This is a genomic window from Neisseria flavescens (assembly GCF_005221285.1).
Classification (GTDB): Bacteria; Pseudomonadota; Gammaproteobacteria; order Burkholderiales; family Neisseriaceae; genus Neisseria; species Neisseria flavescens.
In genome coordinates this window covers 789678-806506 of sequence record NZ_CP039886.1, presented here as the reverse complement: position 1 = coordinate 806506, position 16829 = coordinate 789678, and the positions used below count along the sequence as shown (strand labels likewise).

Annotated in this window: 19 protein-coding genes, 1 other RNA gene and 1 pseudogene; 3 read left to right on the top strand and 18 right to left on the bottom strand. The window is 48.0% G+C overall.

Annotated features, from left to right (window positions below; translation table 11 throughout):
• The first annotated feature begins 75 nt into the window (after positions 1-75).
• Positions 76-172: signal recognition particle sRNA small type (gene ffs, locus FAH67_RS04200), an RNA gene on the top strand.
• A gap of 117 nt (positions 173-289) precedes the next feature.
• Here the strand turns inward: ffs and FAH67_RS04195 are convergent.
• The 12 genes and pseudogenes from FAH67_RS04195 to FAH67_RS04130 all read right to left on the bottom strand — a co-directional run bounded on the left by FAH67_RS04195 (position 290) and on the right by FAH67_RS04130 (position 8933).
• Positions 290-1507: a uracil-xanthine permease family protein gene (locus FAH67_RS04195; protein WP_003679234.1), complete on the bottom strand. Its 1218-nt coding sequence runs from the start codon at positions 1505-1507 to the stop codon at positions 290-292.
• A 167-nt stretch (positions 1508-1674) separates the two neighbouring features.
• Positions 1675-1986, bottom strand: a complete 312-nt coding sequence (locus tag FAH67_RS04190) for a hypothetical protein (RefSeq protein WP_003679235.1) — start codon at positions 1984-1986, stop codon at positions 1675-1677.
• Between the two features lie 82 nt (positions 1987-2068).
• On the bottom strand, positions 2069-3331 hold the full coding sequence (locus tag FAH67_RS04185; RefSeq protein ID WP_003679236.1) for a multifunctional CCA addition/repair protein: 1263 nt from the start codon (positions 3329-3331) through the stop codon (positions 2069-2071).
• A gap of 100 nt (positions 3332-3431) precedes the next feature.
• A complete protein-coding gene (locus tag FAH67_RS04180) occupies positions 3432-3926 on the bottom strand; it encodes a hypothetical protein (protein WP_003679237.1) in 495 nt (164 codons plus the stop codon).
• 117 nt (positions 3927-4043) lie between these two features.
• On the bottom strand, positions 4044-4280 hold the full coding sequence (locus FAH67_RS04175) for a YrhB domain-containing protein (protein WP_003679238.1): 237 nt from the start codon (positions 4278-4280) through the stop codon (positions 4044-4046).
• A 268-nt stretch (positions 4281-4548) separates the two neighbouring features.
• Complete coding sequence (locus tag FAH67_RS04165) at positions 4549-4983, bottom strand: hypothetical protein (protein WP_232500791.1); 435 nt, start codon at positions 4981-4983, stop codon at positions 4549-4551.
• Positions 4984-5003: 20 nt separating this feature from the next.
• Positions 5004-5249 (bottom strand): hypothetical protein, encoded by a 246-nt coding sequence (locus FAH67_RS04160; protein WP_134982793.1) that lies wholly within the window; start codon positions 5247-5249, stop codon positions 5004-5006.
• Between the two features lie 82 nt (positions 5250-5331).
• A pseudogene (locus FAH67_RS04155) lies at positions 5332-6207 on the bottom strand (VENN motif pre-toxin domain-containing protein); the annotation flags it as partial.
• 77 nt (positions 6208-6284) lie between these two features.
• Complete coding sequence (locus tag FAH67_RS04150) at positions 6285-7181, bottom strand: IS3 family transposase (RefSeq protein ID WP_112890689.1); 897 nt, start codon at positions 7179-7181, stop codon at positions 6285-6287.
• Entirely contained in the window at positions 7085-7435 is a 351-nt protein-coding gene (locus FAH67_RS04145; RefSeq protein ID WP_112890781.1) for a helix-turn-helix domain-containing protein, read from the bottom strand. The genes FAH67_RS04150 and FAH67_RS04145 overlap by 97 nt, the downstream gene beginning before the upstream one ends.
• A gap of 100 nt (positions 7436-7535) precedes the next feature.
• Positions 7536-8498 carry an SPFH domain-containing protein gene (locus FAH67_RS04135; protein ID WP_039863787.1) on the bottom strand — a complete coding sequence of 321 codons (963 nt, stop codon included), beginning with the start codon at positions 8496-8498 and terminating at the stop codon, positions 7536-7538.
• A 9-nt stretch (positions 8499-8507) separates the two neighbouring features.
• Positions 8508-8933 carry an NfeD family protein gene (locus FAH67_RS04130; protein WP_039863785.1) on the bottom strand — a complete coding sequence of 142 codons (426 nt, stop codon included), beginning with the start codon at positions 8931-8933 and terminating at the stop codon, positions 8508-8510.
• 126 nt (positions 8934-9059) lie between these two features.
• Between FAH67_RS04130 and ung the strand changes: the two genes are divergently transcribed.
• A complete protein-coding gene (gene ung / locus FAH67_RS04125) occupies positions 9060-9719 on the top strand; it encodes a uracil-DNA glycosylase (protein ID WP_003680220.1) in 660 nt (219 codons plus the stop codon).
• Positions 9720-9773: 54 nt separating this feature from the next.
• On the opposite strand, the gene FAH67_RS04120 is transcribed toward ung, so the two are convergent.
• From FAH67_RS04120 to FAH67_RS04100, 5 genes are all read right to left on the bottom strand, one after another.
• Positions 9774-10847, bottom strand: a complete 1074-nt coding sequence (locus FAH67_RS04120) for a sulfate/molybdate ABC transporter ATP-binding protein (protein WP_003680219.1) — start codon at positions 10845-10847, stop codon at positions 9774-9776.
• The gene (gene cysW / locus FAH67_RS04115) at positions 10844-11704 is read right to left on the bottom strand and encodes a sulfate ABC transporter permease subunit CysW (protein WP_003680218.1); all 861 of its coding nucleotides are present in this window, start codon (positions 11702-11704) and stop codon (positions 10844-10846) included. The genes FAH67_RS04120 and cysW overlap by 4 nt, the downstream gene beginning before the upstream one ends.
• An 84-nt stretch (positions 11705-11788) precedes the next feature.
• Positions 11789-12625, bottom strand: coding sequence for a sulfate ABC transporter permease subunit CysT (cysT, locus tag FAH67_RS04110; RefSeq protein ID WP_003680216.1), 837 nt, complete (start codon positions 12623-12625; stop codon positions 11789-11791).
• A gap of 160 nt (positions 12626-12785) precedes the next feature.
• Positions 12786-13235 (bottom strand): DUF4124 domain-containing protein, encoded by a 450-nt coding sequence (locus FAH67_RS04105; protein WP_003680214.1) that lies wholly within the window; start codon positions 13233-13235, stop codon positions 12786-12788.
• A gap of 14 nt (positions 13236-13249) precedes the next feature.
• A complete protein-coding gene (locus tag FAH67_RS04100) occupies positions 13250-13444 on the bottom strand; it encodes a hypothetical protein (RefSeq protein WP_036491242.1) in 195 nt (64 codons plus the stop codon).
• 185 nt (positions 13445-13629) lie between these two features.
• On the opposite strand from FAH67_RS04100, the gene FAH67_RS04095 reads away from it, so the two are divergent.
• Positions 13630-15258, top strand: coding sequence for an ABC-F family ATPase (locus FAH67_RS04095; RefSeq protein ID WP_039863784.1), 1629 nt, complete (start codon positions 13630-13632; stop codon positions 15256-15258).
• A 224-nt stretch (positions 15259-15482) separates the two neighbouring features.
• Here FAH67_RS04095 and FAH67_RS04090 read toward each other — a convergent pair whose 3' ends face one another.
• Complete coding sequence (locus tag FAH67_RS04090; protein ID WP_003680206.1) at positions 15483-16700, bottom strand: D-alanyl-D-alanine carboxypeptidase family protein; 1218 nt, start codon at positions 16698-16700, stop codon at positions 15483-15485.
• Between the last annotated feature and the right edge of the window lie 129 nt (positions 16701-16829).

Genomic DNA, 16829 nt, shown 5'->3' with positions numbered 1-16829 from the left:
AATGGTTTTCAGACGGCCTGATAGATTTTATCGCTTGAGTTTTTCTGTAAAACCGCTATAATGCGTTTCTTCTATGGCGGGTCTCCCCGCATGGTAATTCGGAACACCGGGTCAGGGGCGGAAGCCAGCAGCCCACTCTGATGAGCCAGTGCCGGGGGTTCGGCTCGCCACCTTATTCAAAAATGCCGGAGATGATTAAGTCTCCGGCATTTTTTATTGTATAAAGCGTAATAAAAAGGCCGTCTGAAATCTCATTTTCAGACGGCCTTTGAGTTTATGAGCCAGCTATTTATGCTTCTTCTGATTTTGTATTGGGCAAAACGCAGTTCAGGATAATGGCCAATACGGCGCACAAACCTACACCGGCGAAGCTCAAAGTACCTACTTTGATAATCATGCCGCCGATACCGGTCGTCAATACGGAGCTGACGATAACCAAATTTTTCGGCTGCATCAAATCGACTTTCGCATCAATCAATGTTTTGATGCCCAAAGAGGCGATTGTACCGAACAGCAGCAACATAATGCCGCCCATAACCGGCATGGGAATTGAAGCCAAAAATGCGTTGAACTTACCGAAAAACGCCATGAAAATCGCAAAAATTGCCGCCCAAGTCATGATGACGGGGTTGCTGTTTTTGGTAATCATCACCGCGCCGGTTACTTCGCCGTAAGTGGTCACAGGAGGGCCGCCAATCAAACCGGCCACGCAAACGCCCAAGCCGTCGCCGGCGAGGGTTTTGTCCAAGCCCGGGTCTTTGGTGTAGTTTTTGCCAGTCACATTACCGATGGCCATAATGCCGCCGATGTGTTCGATGGCTGGGGCAATGGCGACGGGCAACATAAATAAGGCAGCCTGCCAGTTGACTTGAGGCGTTTCAAAATGAGGGACGGCAAACCAAGGAGCGTTGATGATGGCGCTGGTATCGACCAAGCCCATGATTAAAGCCAACACATAACCGGAAGCCACGCCGATCAGAATCGGAATCAGCTTCATCATTTTGCTGCCGAAGACAGAAACAATGACGGTTACCGCAAAGGTAAAGCCCGACAGAATCAGCGAGTCGATATAGTCGATGACCTGTTTTCCATCTGCCTGACCCATGGCCATGCTGCTGGCTGCAGCGGCCACGGACAAGCCGATTACCATAATCACCGGGCCGATAACCACGGGCGGCAACAGCTTGTGTACCGCATCCAGACCGCGCCATCTGATCAATGCGGCAAAGACAAAGTACATGAAACCTGCTGCAAACAGGCCGAACATGGTGGAAGGCAGGCCCCATTCGCCGATGGAGTAGATAATCGGCGCAATAAAGGCAAAAGAAGAGCCGAGGAAAATCGGCACTTTACGTTTGGTAACCAATTGGAACAACAAAGTGCCCAAGCCTGCGCCCAATAATGCCAAAGCCGGGTTCAGTCCCGTCAAAAGCGGCACAAGTACCATGGCACCGAATGCGACAAACAAAATCTGCGCACCGGCTACCGCCGTTTTAAGCTGGTTCATAAAAGCTCCAGAGAAAATTCAAACGGCGCAGATTATACTGATTTATCCTAGTCGTGAACATTTATTTACAAAAGGCCGTCTGAACAAATGTAACGATGACACCTGTTCAGACGGCCTGGTTCGATAGCGAATAGTTAATAACTTATCAAAATCGATTAGGAAAATTTTTAGCCGCGTGTTTCGCGCCAAACCAGATAATCGCGCAGGGGCGGCATGGGCGGATTGATGCAGTGCGGACAGATGCCGGTTGTGTCTTCATCATCGCTGTCGATATGGTAGTCGTTTGGATCGAAGCGCACCTGCTGCATGACGGCTTGCGCCAAAGCCTGCGCCTGTACGACATCAAAGCGGAATTTTTCAAGGATTTCGTTTAATAGGCGGATTTCGCCGTCGCTGAAAGATTCGCTGTGTTTGACAATGAGGCGTTGATAATCTTCATTGCTGATTTTTTCGTGAAGTAAATCGGTCTGGATAGTCATGATTTTTATTGTTGAAATAAGATGGTCAAGGTGCAGATTATAGCGGATATTGTTGCGGCTGTTTCAAAGGTCGTCTATACCATCAATAGCCTCCTATTTTTTCAGCCTGATACGCTTTTTGCAGCGGTGTAATTTGTGCCAAGCGTGCATGATCGATTTGTTCGGCAATTAAATGGGCTTTGTCTTGTGCGCGGCACTCGGCGGCAATTTTGCCTGCATCTACTTGATTGGCGGCCTCAAGTAAGTCCAGCCAGTGTTCGCGTTGTGGGTAGGGCGTGTTTTCAAGGTTCAGACGGCCTTGTTTGTCGGCCACGCAGACGTTTAAGGCCGTCTGAAAACGTTCGGGGCGGCGGAATGCGTCGGTTTTTTTCAAAACATTCAAAATGGTTTTGCTTTTGAACTGCCCGACTTGATGGAGCATGATGTGCCAACGGCAGACAAGTTCGGCAAGCTCGGCGCAGTGTTTGGGGGTGCGCAGGCGTTGATTGACTTCGCGGACGGGTTCGACGCCGTTGACGTCGTGTCCGTAGTGTTTTGGCAGGATATCGGCCGGTGTTTTTGCCTTGCCCAAGTCGTGCAATAAGGCGGCATAGCGTTCGGCGAGAGAGAGGTTCATTTCTGCGGCTCGTTGTACAACCATCAGCGTATGAATACCGCTGTCGATTTCAGGATGATAATCGGCGCGTTGCGGTACGCCGAAAAGGGCATCAAGCTCGGGCAGCAAAACTTTGAGTGCGCCGCATTCGCGCAAAACTTCAATCATTCGGCGCGGATTTTTCTCCATCAGGCCTTTGGCCAATTCCTGCCAGACGCGTTCGGCAACCAAGGCATCCGCTTCGCCGTTTTCTACCATTTGCCGCATCAGAGACATGGTTTCATCGGCAATTTGAAAACCATAACGCGCGGCAAAACGGGAGATACGCAAAATCCGCACGGGGTCTTCGGCAAAGGCAGGCGAAACGTGGCGCAGGATGCCGGCCGCCAAATCTTGTTGTCCGCCAAAGGGGTCGATGATTGTGCCGTCTGAATCCTGGGCCATGGCATTGATGGTCAGGTCGCGACGCATCAGGTCTTGTTCCAGCGTAACGTCTTTATCGGCATGAAAGCTGAATCCGGCGTAGCCTTTGGCGGTTTTGCGCTCGGTACGGGCGAGGGCGTATTCTTCGTGGCTGTCCGGATGGAGAAAGACGGGAAAATCCTTGCCGACAGGTTGATAGCCTTGAGCCAACATGGTTTGCGCATCTGCACCGATGACTACCCAATCACGGTCTTTGACGGGTAGGCCTAACAGATGGTCGCGGACGGCACCGCCGACAAGATAGGTTTTGATGGTTTGTGTATTCATATCAAGCCGATAAGTAAAGGTTGTCTGAAACAGTTTCCTAGTTTTCAGCCAACCTTTATTGAATAATGGGGGATGTAATATCTTAAATAACCAAGTATCCTCAATTATAATTTAGAAAAATTATTTTTTCAGAGTCTAACTCTGTCAATATAATTAACTTATTAACTTTATCTATTTCCCAGTCTGATATTATATCGGCAGATACTGAATTCTCTCTTGTGAAGTTTTTATCTGTAATGATTGCACCCAACTCATGAATAATACAAATTTTTTGATTCTCCAATAAATAAATATCAAAAAATATTCCATCTATATTTAGCATGTTAACTTTTAAATTTTGTATAGAAATACAAAAAACAACTGAATCAAATCCAATAAAAATATTTTCATCATCAAACATTAATACTTTTGGGGGGATGCTTATACAGGAAACGGCTAATCCAATACCTATATTGAATTCTTTATGAAAAGAAAGAATAAAACATCGATAAATCTCCTTACCTTCCTCTTGTAGAATAATATATTTTTGATAGGTGTTTAGTAAATAGTCTTCTAACTCTCTTATGGAGTTATAAGGATATTTCGTTAATCTCATTATTTTGCTCCATGCCTAAAGCGTCCTGTTGGTCCATATATTTCACCCGTTATGGGTCTGTTTCCATCCATATAGTTTCAAATTTAGTGGGATACGGACTTAGCTAATGAGCTAAAATCAACGAATAGAAGGAACTCCTCCATTTTTAGAAACAAATATAGGCCAATTTCCAATAATAGATTTGTTTATATTCATTGTTTCTAAATATTCTTTTGACTGATATGGGAAAAACCACCCATCATCATTTTCTCGTACATGAGATTCAGCTATTAATAATGACATTCCCCTTTCTTGCTCTATTTGACTTAAAAAAGATACTGCAATTTTCTTTGCTTCTTGATAATTAATTATCATGGCAATACTCCAAATTGAAAATGTTTGAAGGTAGTAAAATTGACTTTTCCTCCTTTTTTGTATTTGCCTATCACTATACCTTTTTGGATAACTGCGTTTTATGGCCTGCTGGATTGGTGGCGTTAAACAAAGGCCGTCTGAAACAGTTTTTCTTTTTTCAGACAGCCTCTTAGCTCAAACCCTTGAGCACCACATGTGTGTGCGTTCCACACACATCCTACTTGTTGAGTTTAGATTTCATATGGGCTACGGCTTGCTAATTTATGATTTATCTATATTCCTGATATCTAATAGAATTATATAAAATACCATTCTTATCAAAAATAGGTAATAATTTAATTAAATACCAGTTAACATCAACTATGTCTTTATCAAAATTTTTAATATTAATAGTGATGCTAAATGAGAATTCAAAATTAGGGAAAAATAAAACTTGTCCACCAATATTGGTGTCAGCCCATGTTATTGAAAATCCGATTACTTCATCTAAATTACTTTTTATTCTTAAAAAATCTAAAATTTCTTTTTCTGACATAGAAGCTGAATTCCAATCATAGTCTTCATCACCAAGTGGTAAGTAAACAAAATTTCCATCATCTAGAAAACTCCAACCTCCATACAATAAGCATTCTAGTATTTCATAACGAGAAAATTTTTTATTATTCATGGATAAATCAATATCTAAACTTACACTTCTTGACATTTTTAAATCTCCTATAACTTTCAATATTCAAAATATTTAATACCTTTTTTGTTTAAAAATTCTTTAACATCTTTGGGGATTGGTGTATTTGAATGTAATTCATATGTTGCTCCATTTTTTGTTGCAATTTTTAATCTATCACCCATATCTGATTTAAATTTTGCGAATTTTTGAGGTGTAGAAGTGTGATCTCTCCAGAAATTACCAGATTTGGCTTCATACCAACGATTGATTGTAATAGCACCATCAAACTCTCTCCCTCCCATTTTAAAGCTTCCATTTCCTCCATGAAATTTAACTAACCAATCTTCAAATTCTTTTCCGATTAGGCCCAGATGGACCTCTGCTTAATTTCTTAATTTCTTTTTCTATTTGATCATGTTGGTTAAAGTTGCTGTTTTTATTTCCGTTCCTTATTTCCTGAGCATTTTTCTCCACCTGCTCACGAATTGTCAATTTATTAAGCTTCCTATCAACCTCCCATCTCGGTTTCGCATCAAACACAGGCTTAGGCTTAGCCTTAGGCATGCCGGCCCCCGATTTACCCGCACTGAACAAATCTATAGAGAACTGAACATATTCCGCAGCCTGCTCCGACAGCCCCAACTGCTTCAAGGCCTGAACCGTAATCGTCGGTCGTTGCTCGCTGGCTTTTTTTCCGAAGTTTTTCGTCCCAGTAATGACATGATCGTAGGAAGACGTTACACCAACCAAAGCGGCGGCACAGCCTAAACCGAAAGTCTCGGCACAAGATCCGCCTCCGGCTACTCCTGAAAGAACAACCCCCAAACTACCCGAAACGATTTCAGCCCCAGGTGAGATGTAGCGGTGCAGAATACTTTTGTCTTCCCTATCCAGCTTTTCGTATTCAGCCTTAAGATAAGAGGCTACTAAATCAGGATGTTGATTTAGGTAATATAAGGATTCTTTTTTTAAGTCCTTAAACCTACTGTCAAAGCGTTTGTCTTGGGTAAACTCGATAATGCGTCCTATATTTTGACGACATTCGGTAATTCTTCCTTTGGAACTGCAGTCATGTTTGACTTGCTCTTTTATGACAGAATAAATTTTACGGGCTGTCTGTTCGTCCTTCTTTAAGGCTTCCGATGTCAGATAGAGGTTGTTTTCCACCGCATTCTGCCCAACCGTCCCTCCGGTTTGCGCGTCTACCGGCGTGCCTCCCATGGCAGCTCCCGTCAGCGATGCAATCACCCCGCTCTTCGATTAAAAATCGAACGATATAAAAAGGCCGTCTGAAACGTGAACTGGCCCCCAAATCTTGGACACTCATAAAAGCCTATTCAGGCACTCTGTGTAAGCCGGGTTCTGTATGCGACAGGACTCAGCTTTTTCAATTTCAAACTGCAACGCTCGCGGTTGTAGTAATCCATATAGTCATCTATCTGTTTCATCAATTCATCCACCGTCAATTCCCCTGCACGGTAGAAACACTCCGTCTTCAGCACCGCAAAGAAGCTTTCCATCGGTGCATTGTCCCAACAATTCGCCTTTCGCGACATGCTTTGAACCATGAAATACTCCGCAAGCAATTCCCTATACCCCGCCGTACGGTACAGCACACCTTGGTCGGAATGAAGCATCGTTCCTTTATCAGTCAGCCGGGGTGCCGCTTTTTCGAGCATTTCCTTCACCATTTCACTGTCGGCTCTGCGGCTCATGGCGTAGGCGATGATTTCGCGGTTGAACAGGTCCAAGATCGGCGAGAGGTACAGTTTGCCGTCCTTTCCTTTGAGTTCGGTCACGTCGGTCAGCCATTTTTCGTTGGGCTTTCGGGCTTTGAACCGGCGTTTGAGGAGGTGTTCCGATATTTCGCCCATGGCGGGATGGCGGTAGGCTTTTTTTGCCCGTATGAGGGCTTTCAGTCCTAGCTGCCTCATCAGCCGCGCCACTTTTTTGCGGTTCCAACCTAATGCTGCTGCAATGCGCCTTTGCCCGTAGCGTCCTTTATGCCGTTCGTAGATTTCGGCGATAAGGGCTTTGTCGGCTTCATTGGGGTCGGGTCGGTCCTGATGATGGTAGTAAAAGCTGCTTTTGGGCAGGTTTGCGATGTGCAGCAGGTATTTGAGCGGGTGTTGCGCCCTCAGTGTTTGGACGGTTTGGCTTTGTCCTTTTCGGTCTGTTTTTTGCTGAGGGCTTTTAACTCCTTTAGGTAGGCAACCTTTGCGCGCATATAGCACAACTCTTCGATAAGCTCTGCCTGTGTTTTTTCGTGGTCGGGTTTGTCGGCGATGAAGGGGTTTTTGCGGTGTTGGGGCATGGTTTTGGATTGGGGATGTTCGAGTGCGCCGATGCCGCCTTCTTGATAGGCGCGTATCCATCGTCGCAGGTTGGTTCGGGAAATGCCGTAGTGGTCTGCGGTACGCTGTTGACTGCGTATGTGCAGGTAGTGGAGTACGGCTTGGTATTTGAAGTGTAATGTATATTTGCTCATAAAAAAACTGCACCTTGTGAGTTGGAGGGGGGGGTGTCCAACTTTTGGGGTGCAGTTCAAAGCCGTATTGGGTTTTCAGACGGCCTGAGTCAGAACGCTATTATGACGCTTTAGGCTTGTTGCCGTCGATGATTTTCAAACCTGCGGAGACCAAGCTGCCGATGTCGGCAACATTGGCAGGCATAATCAGCGTGTTGCTTTCTTTAGCCAAATTGCTGAAGGCGGCAACGTATTGCTCGGCAACTTTCAGGTTAACGGCTTCTGCACCGCCCTCGGAGCGGACAGCCTCGGCGATTTTGCGGATGGCGTCGGCGTTGGCTTCGGCAACCAAGCGCAGGGCTTCGGCTTCACCTTGTGCGCGGTTGATGCGGGCGATTTTTTCACCGTTTGACGCGTTGATGGCGGCTTGCGCTTCACCTTCGGATTGTTGGATTTCTGCTTCGCGCTGACCGCTGGCAAGGTTGATCTGCTCGATTTTACGGCCTTCGGATTCGGCAATGCGCGCGCGTTTTTCACGTTCGGCGGTAATTTGCGCCTGCATTGAGCGGAGGATTTCTTGCGGCGGAACCAAGTCTTTGATTTCGTAACGCAATACTTTCACACCCCAAGCGCCTGCCGCTTCGTCCAAAGCAGCAACGACAATGCTGTTGATTTCGTCGCGTTCTTCAAAGGTTTTATCCAATTCCATGCGGCCGATGACAGAGCGCAAAGTTGTCTGCGCAAGCTGGGTAATCGCCATGATGTAGTTGCTGGAACCATATGAAGCGAGTTTAGGATCGGTAACTTGGAAGTAGATGATGCCATCCACGGTCAGCTGAGTGTTGTCGCGGGTAATACAGACTTGGCTGGGAACATCCAAAGGAACTTCTTTCAGCGAGTGACGATAGGCGACACGGTCGATAAATGGGATAAGGATGTTCAGACCTGCAGTCAGCGCTTTGTGAAAACGGCCCAATCGTTCGACCACATAAACTTCCTGCTGTGGTACAACGATAAAGGATTTGAAACCAAAAACAACAACGACGATGAGGATGAGGACGGGGAGGCTGAGCAGAAATTCCATAATGTTTCCTTATGATGATGGTTGGGAGAGTGTGCGGATAATCAGCAGATTGCCGTTTTTGGCAGTAATGACTGCGCTTGAGGCCGTCTGAAAAGTATCTTGAGGCCGTTCGGCTTGTGCCTGCCAGTGTGTACCGCGGTAGGCGACTTCGTAAATATTGTCATGCAGGTGGCGTAGGATGCGGACGTTTTGCCCAATATCCAAATCATCGTTGAGTGCTTGGGGAGCCAACCGGTTTTTCAGACGGCCGTGTACCAGCCAGATACCGAGTGCGCTGATGATGGCGGCGGTCAAAACGGCGGCAGAAAAGTGTCCGCTTAATCCGTACATGATGCCGGCGGCGGCCAGCGCTACGCTGACCACCAAAAGATAAACCGTTCCGATAAACAATTCGACAATCAGAACAACGGCGGCGGCAACAAACCATATCGTCATGCGGTATATCCTTTTAATAATCTTTTGATAATCCTTATCATAATGGCAATGGCTTAAAATGAAAAGGCTAAGGCTGAAAATTATTTCAGTTATAATTAAGCCCATTCAAATACGGAGCGGTAAATAATGCAGACTTGGCACGAGGCAATTGGTGCGGAAAAAGAAAAGGCGTATTTTCAAACGATTTTGGAGAAGGTACGCCATGAAAGGCAGGCGGGGATAACCGTTTATCCGCCTGAGCGCGATGTATTCAATGCCTTTCGGACGACTGAATTCGGAAATGTAAAAGTAGTGATATTGGGGCAAGACCCGTATCACGGTGCGGGTCAGGCGCATGGTTTGGCGTTTTCCGTCCAGCCTGAAATTGCGGTGCCGCCGTCGCTGGTCAATATTTATAAAGAGTTGGCGACGGATATTGAGGGCTTTCAGATTCCGCAACACGGCTATTTGCAGCATTGGGCGGAACAGGGCGTGTTGCTGTTGAACACGGTGTTGACTGTCCGTGCCGGTTTGGCGCATTCCCATGCAACTTTTGGTTGGGAGGCGTTTACCGATGAAGTCATCCGACAATTGGATAAGGAACGCGAGCATTTAGTCTTTATGCTGTGGGGCAGCCATGCGCAGAAGAAAGGTGCGTTTATCGACCGCAGCCGTCATTTGGTGCTGACCGCGCCGCATCCTTCGCCCTTGTCGGCATATCGAGGCTTTTTCGGCTGCAAACATTTTTCGCAGGCAAACGCTTATTTGCAGGCGCATGGTTTAGAACCGATTGATTGGCAGGTTTGAATAAGATGAAAGGCCGTCTGAAAGCAGATTTTCAGACGGCCTTATGATTTAGTCTCAAATCGAATATTCAATCAGTTCGTTTTGAGAAAAGACATAAACCTGTTTCGGAATCAGATTCAATTCTTTGCCTTCGGCAATTTGGTAACGCGCAGCATCGCTGCCTGCCAGCGTGATATGCACGTCCTGTTTGTCGTGTTTGACCAAAATATGCGTCAATGCGCCGACGGCGTGGATTTTTTCGATTTTGGCACGAATCATCGGGGTTTCGTTTTCAGCGGCAAGTTGCCATTCGTGTGGGCGGATATAGCCGATAGCGGTTTGCTCCTGCCATTTGTAGTGCGCGTCCAATTTCCACGCGAAGCCGTTGTAGTGCCAGATGCCTTTTTCGATGCGACCTTCAAAAGCGTCGGTTTCGCCTAAGAACTCGGTAACGAAGGCGTTTTCGGGTTTGCGGTAAATGGCTTCGGCGCTGCCGGTTTGTTCGATTTTGCCGTGGTTCATGACGACGATTTCGTCGGAAACTTCGAGGGCCTCTTCTTGGTCGTGTGTCACCAAAATGCTGGTTACGCCTAGGTTGTGATGGATGTCGCGCAACCAGGTGCGTAATTCTTTGCGCACTTTGGCATCCAGTGCGCCGAAGGGTTCGTCCAGAAGCAGGAGTTTCGGTTCGACCGCAAGCGCACGGGCAAGGGCGATGCGTTGGCGTTGGCCGCCGGAGAGTTGGTGCGGATAGGATTTGGCGAGGTGGGAGAGCTGCACGAGCTTGAGTAATTCTTCGACTTTGGCGCAGATTTGTCCTTTGGACGGGCGTTCGGACTTGGGCAATACGGTCAAACCGAAAGCGACGTTGTCAAACACGTTCATATGGCGGAAAAGGGCGTAGTGTTGGAACACGAAGCCGACTTTGCGCTCGCGGACGTGCTTGGCGGTTACGTCTTGTCCGTCAAACAGGATATTGCCGCTGTCGGCGTTTTCCAGTCCGGCGATAATGCGTAAAAGTGTGGTTTTACCGCAGCCGGACGGGCCGAGCAGGGAAACGAGTTTGCCGGTGGGGACGTTGAGGTTGATGTTTTTCAGCGCGTGAAAATTGCCGAAGTGTTTGTTTAAGTTTTGGATGGTGATACTCATACTGCGTTCCTTTCGGCGGCGGCGAGTTTTTTGTCTTGTAATTTGGTGATGATGTTCTGCACCGTCAGCGTCGCCAGTGCTAAAAGTGCCAATACGCCGGAGAGGGCGAATGCGCCGGTAAAGTTGTATTCGTTGTAGAAGATTTCGACCAAAAGCGGGACGGTGTTGGTTTCGCCGCGTATGTGTCCCGATACCACGCTGACCGCACCGAACTCGCCCATCGCGCGGGCGTTGGTAAGAATGATGCCGTAGAGTAACGCCCATTTGATGTTGGGCAGGGTAACGCGCCAAAACATCTGCCAGCCGCTTGCGCCGAGTATCAGCGCGGCCTGTTCTTCGCTGTCGCCCTGCGCCTGCATTAAAGGAATGATTTCGCGCGCGACAAAGGGGAAGGTAACGAACAGCGTCGCCAAAATAATGCCCGGGATGGCGAAGATAATCTGTATGCCTTGCGCTTCCAGCCAGCCGCCCAATGCCGTGTGCGCACTGAACAATAAGACGAACATCAAACCGGCGACCACGGGCGATACGGAAAACGGCAAATCGAGCAGGGTGGTCAGCAACTGCTTGCCGCGGAAGTCGAAACGGGTCAACAGCCACGCCATCGCCACGCCCAAGACGGCATTGACGGGGACGACAATCAGCGCGGTAATCAGCGTCAATTTGATGGCAGACCACGCTTCGGAATCGCTTAAGGATTTCAGGTACAAATCCCAACCGCCTTTTAAGGCCTCGTAGAATACGGCAACCAAAGGCACAACCAACATCAGCAACAGAAAGCCCAAGGCGGTAGCAGTCAGCAATACGCGCAGCCAACGCGGTTCGGTCAGGTTGGGATTGGCGGAATGGGTTTTCATGTTAGTGAAGTCTCTATTTATTCTTGTATCCGTTTGGGCCGTCTGAAAAATGTTTGCTTGATGTTTCAGACGGCCTGTTGTTTGTTAAACCTTCGCTTCGGCGCGGCGGCTCAAAGTCCATTGCATAATGTTCAAAATCAGCAGGATGACAAACGAAATCATCAGCATAAACAGAGCAACGGCTGATGCACCCTGAGCATCGTATTGCTCCAGTTTGCCGGTAATAATCAAGGGCAGGATTTCAGACACCATCGGAATATTGCCCGCGATAAAAATGACCGAGCCGTATTCGCCGGTAGAGCGGGCAAACATCATGCCTGCGCCGGTCAACAGTGCCGGTGTAATTTCAGGCAAGAGGACGCGGCGGAACGTAGTCCAGCGGCTTGCGCCCAAAGTCGCCGCCGCTTCTTCATATTCGCCCGACAATTCTTCCAATACCGGCTGCACGGCGCGGATGATAAAGGGCAGGCTGACGACAATCAGCGCAATCCAAATGCCGATGGGCGTAAAGGCGATTTTGATGCCCAAAGGCTCGAAAAAACGGCCTATCCAACCATTGGGCGCATACAGGGTTGCCAACGCAATGCCTGTTACCGCCGTCGGCAGCGCAAACGGCAAATCGACCAAAGCGTTTACCAACCCTTTGCCCGGAAATTCATAGCGCACCAATACCCAAGCGACCAACGTGCCGAACACGATATTGGTCAACATCGCATAAAACGACATCCGCAAACTCAGCCAGACGGCTGCCAAGACATTGGGTTCGGTAATCGTGTTCCAAAATCCGCTCCAGCCGATTTCCGCCGCTTTGACCGCCATCATTGCAAACGGCAAAACCACCAAAAGCGACAGGCACAAAACCGTCAAACCCAGGCTGAGCTTGAAACCCGGCAATACAGAAGGCGTTTTGAGTAACAACATAATGGCAATCGTCAGAATTTAATACATGCTTACTTTAACAAGGCCGTCTGAAAACTGGAAAGAATACTTTGTTTGGTATAAAGACGATTTTGTTATATTGAAAAGATGAAAAGGCCGTCTGAATATCAAATTTCAGACGGCCTTGCTGGTGTGGTAAGGATTAATAGGCAACAGGATCTTGAGATGCAGGCTGGTGTTGCGCCGCGTCATAGTTTTCCTGAGCCGAGTGGACAGCTTTTTCCAAACCCTTGATCCGTTCGAGATAGCGGGCATAGTTGCGTTCATTACCATAACGCACTTTTTTGCCTTCTTCCAAATTTTTCTTGGCAGTATCTAAAGCACGCTTGGCCGCGCCGACATCAGTCGGATTGATCGGGGCGACAGCTTCTTCCGTCTGCTCGGCTTTGCTTGGGGAAGTCGGCGTTGTCGCAGTTGAAACAGGCGCAGAAGTATATACGGACGGTTTGCCGATATTGCTGGCTTTGCAGTTTTTGCCGCCGGCTTGGGTATAGACTTTGCGGCCGGCAGAATCGGTACATTCAAAAATGGGCGCGGCGGAAACCGCAGTTGTCAAAGCGAGCAGTAATGTGCTGATCCAGATTTTGTTCATTTTTTATTTTTTCCTTAAAACCATTTCCACCAGACAAACAAAGCCGCAATCATGATGATGTTGGCGAAGAGGATGGGTTTCCACTGTCTGGGTGCGCGTCGCAATTCCGCGCCAGATCGCGTGCGGCGGATATAGAAAAACGGGCTGAGCAGCATGGAGGCGGCACATACCAAGATAATCACGGCGTAATAGATTTTGTGCGTTTCCATATCGTTTCTCCGTTTCAGACGGCCTGAAATGCTGCCTACAACGCATTTTTGCGTGAAGCGCTGCCTGTTTTCATCTTGTATCGAAATTGGGCGCATTTGCCATGGCCTCAATCCTGAGGTCTTTGCAAAAATATGCTACAATCGCGTCCGATTATAACATTCTATTTATAAAGGTTTTACGAATAATGATTTCTACCAACGGCATCACCATGCAGTTCGGCGCAAAGCCGCTGTTTGAAAACGTATCCGTCAAATTCGGCGAAGGCAACCGCTACGGTCTGATCGGCGCCAACGGCTCAGGCAAATCCACCTTCATGAAAATCCTCGGCGGCGATTTGGAACAGACTGCCGGCGAAGTCGCGATTGAAAACGGCGTGCGTTTGGGTAAATTGCGCCAAGACCAGTTTGCCTACGAAGACATGCGCGTGCTGGACGTGGTGATGATGGGTCACACTGAAATGTGGGCGGCGATGACCGAGCGTGATGCGATTTACGCCAATCCCGAAGCCACCGAAGACGACTACATGAAAGCCGCCGAACTGGAAGCCAAGTTCGCCGAATACGACGGCTACACCGCCGAAGCGCGTGCTGCCGAATTGTTGAGCGGCGTGGGCATTTCCGAAGATTTGCACAATGCGACCATGGCAGAAGTCGCCCCGGGCTTCAAACTGCGCGTATTGCTGGCGCAAGCCCTGTTCTCCAAACCAGACGTATTGCTTTTGGACGAACCGACCAATAACTTGGACATTAATACCATCCGCTGGTTGGAAGGCGTGTTGAACCAATACGACTCCACGATGATTATCATCTCGCACGACCGCCACTTCTTGAACGAAGTCTGCACCCACATGGCGGATTTGGACTACAACACCATCACCATCTATCCGGGCAACTACGACGACTATATGCTTGCTTCCGCCCAATCGCGTGAGCGCGCCCTGAAAGACAACGCCAAAGCCAAAGAGAAACTGCAAGAGCTGCAAGAGTTCGTCGCACGCTTCTCCGCCAACAAATCCAAAGCCCGTCAGGCAACCAGCCGTCTGAAACAGGCCGACAAAATCAAATCGGAGATGGTCGAGGTCAAACCGTCTACCCGTCAAAACCCGTATATCCGTTTTGAAGCCGACGAAAAAGCCAAGCTGCACCGTCAGGCTGTGGAAGTTGAAAAACTGGCGAAACGTTTTGAAACCCAGTTGTTTAAAAACCTGAACTTCATCCTCGAAGCGGGACAACGCCTCGCCATCATCGGTCCGAACGGCGCAGGCAAATCCACCCTACTGAAACTCCTCGCCGGCGCGTACAACCCCGAATATTCAGACGGCCTGCTGCCGGACGAAGGCAGCATCAAATGGGCGGAAAAAGCCAGCGTCGGCTACTATCCGCAAGACCATGAAAACGACTTCGACGTCGATATGGATCTGAGCGAATGGATGCGTCAATGGGGCCAGGAAGGCGATGACGAACAAGTCATCCGCGGCACTTTGGGCCGCTTGCTCTTCGGCAGCAACGATGTCGTGAAAAAAGTGAAGGTTCTCTCCGGCGGAGAAAAAGGCCGTATGCTTTACGGCAAACTGTTGCTGTTGAAACCCAATGTCTTGGTCATGGACGAACCGACCAACCACATGGATATGGAAAGTATCGAATCCTTGAACATGGCGCTGGAAAAATATAAGGGCACGCTGATTTTCGTCTCGCACGACCGTCAGTTTGTATCTTCATTGGCTACCCAAATCATCGAATTGGACGGTAAAGGCGGATATGAACACTACTTGGGCGATTACGAAAGCTATCTGGAGAAAAAAGGCTTAGTTTAAGCTCATACTGATAGCCTATTAAGGTATTGAAATGCCGTCTGAAAATCTTTATGTTTTCAGACGGCATTTTTTTGAAGCGTTTAATATTATCAATCACTGAAACTGCTAAGATTAAAATGGATAAATTTCTTGTTAGGAATTTTTATTAAAGCCATAAAACAGATATACAAAAGGCCGTCTGAAAATTTCAGACGGCCTTTATTTATGTTTTGATAGTAAGAGGATTAACTGAATAAACCTTTAAACCACAACACAATCGCGTCCCATATACGGCGCAACCAGCTGCCTTCTTCCACGCCGTTCAGGGCGACGACGTCTTTTTCGGCAATGATTTTACCGTCTTTCATGACTTTCAGCTTGCCCAATACTTGGCCTTTTTCAATCGGGGCAAGGACGGGCTGAAGCGTTTCTAAGATTGGTTTGACGTTTTTGCCGGTATCGTGGGGAATGGTAATGTAAACATCGTCCAAGAAACCGATATCTACGGCTTTGGTGCTGCCTTTGTAAACTTTGACTTGGGAAATCACTTCTCCGCCTTTGTAAAGTTTAGGCGTATCAAATGCCTGCAATGACCAGTTGAGCAGTTTGCTGCTTTCGCTGGCACGCGCTTCGGTGGATTCGGCACCGGCAAGAATGGAAACAATACGGCGGTTGTTGCGTTTGCTGGAAGCGGCGAGATGGTAGCCTGCGCCTTCGCTATAGCCGGTTTTCAAACCGTCGATACTGCTGTCGCGATAGAGTAGGAGATTGCGGTTGGGCTGCTCGATATTATTGTATTTGAAAGATTTGTTTGCAAATAAAGGATAATATTTCGGATAGTCATTGATGAGCGCGGCAGCCAAGATGGCAAGGTCGCCAACGGTTGAAACATGGCCGTTAGAAGAAATACCGGTCGGGTTGTTGAAGTGGGTATGCTTCATGCCCAAGCGTTTGGCTTCTTCGTTCATTTGTTTGACGAATTCGTCGACAGAGCCGTTGCCAAGGGCTTCGGCAAGGGTAATGGCGGCATCGTTGGCCGATTGGATGGTTGTACCCTTAATCAAGGAGCTGACGCTGACAGGAACTTTGGGGTTGAGAAACATGCGCGAACCTTCGACTTTCCAGCCGACGTTTGAAACTGTCAGCATTTGATCTGCTTGGAGCGTACCGTTTTCCAGTGCTTTAAAGGCAAGGTAGGCGGTCATCATTTGCGTCAACGCGGCAGGCTCGATAGGCGTGTCGGCATTGTTGGATGCCAAGGTTTGCTTGCTGTGCAGGTCGGTAACGATATAGGCAGTCGCCGCAATTTCCGGCGGCGTTGTCGGGCTGTTGATGCTGCGCAGCAGCGGCTGCGTTTGAGCCTCGCTTTGTACGGCAGGTCCGGATGCAACCGGGTCGGCAGCAAGGGCATGAGTATTCAGGAGGGCAGCAAAAATTAGGCTAAGTAGCGTTTTTTTCATCATTATGTGTGGATTTGAATATGAGTGGACACTGTTTCAAAGTAAACAGTTTGGCATACTAAATAGATTTTGAGCGGACATTATACCGTCCCATTTAGGCTTTGCTAAGATTTTTCTTGCCTTCAGACGGCC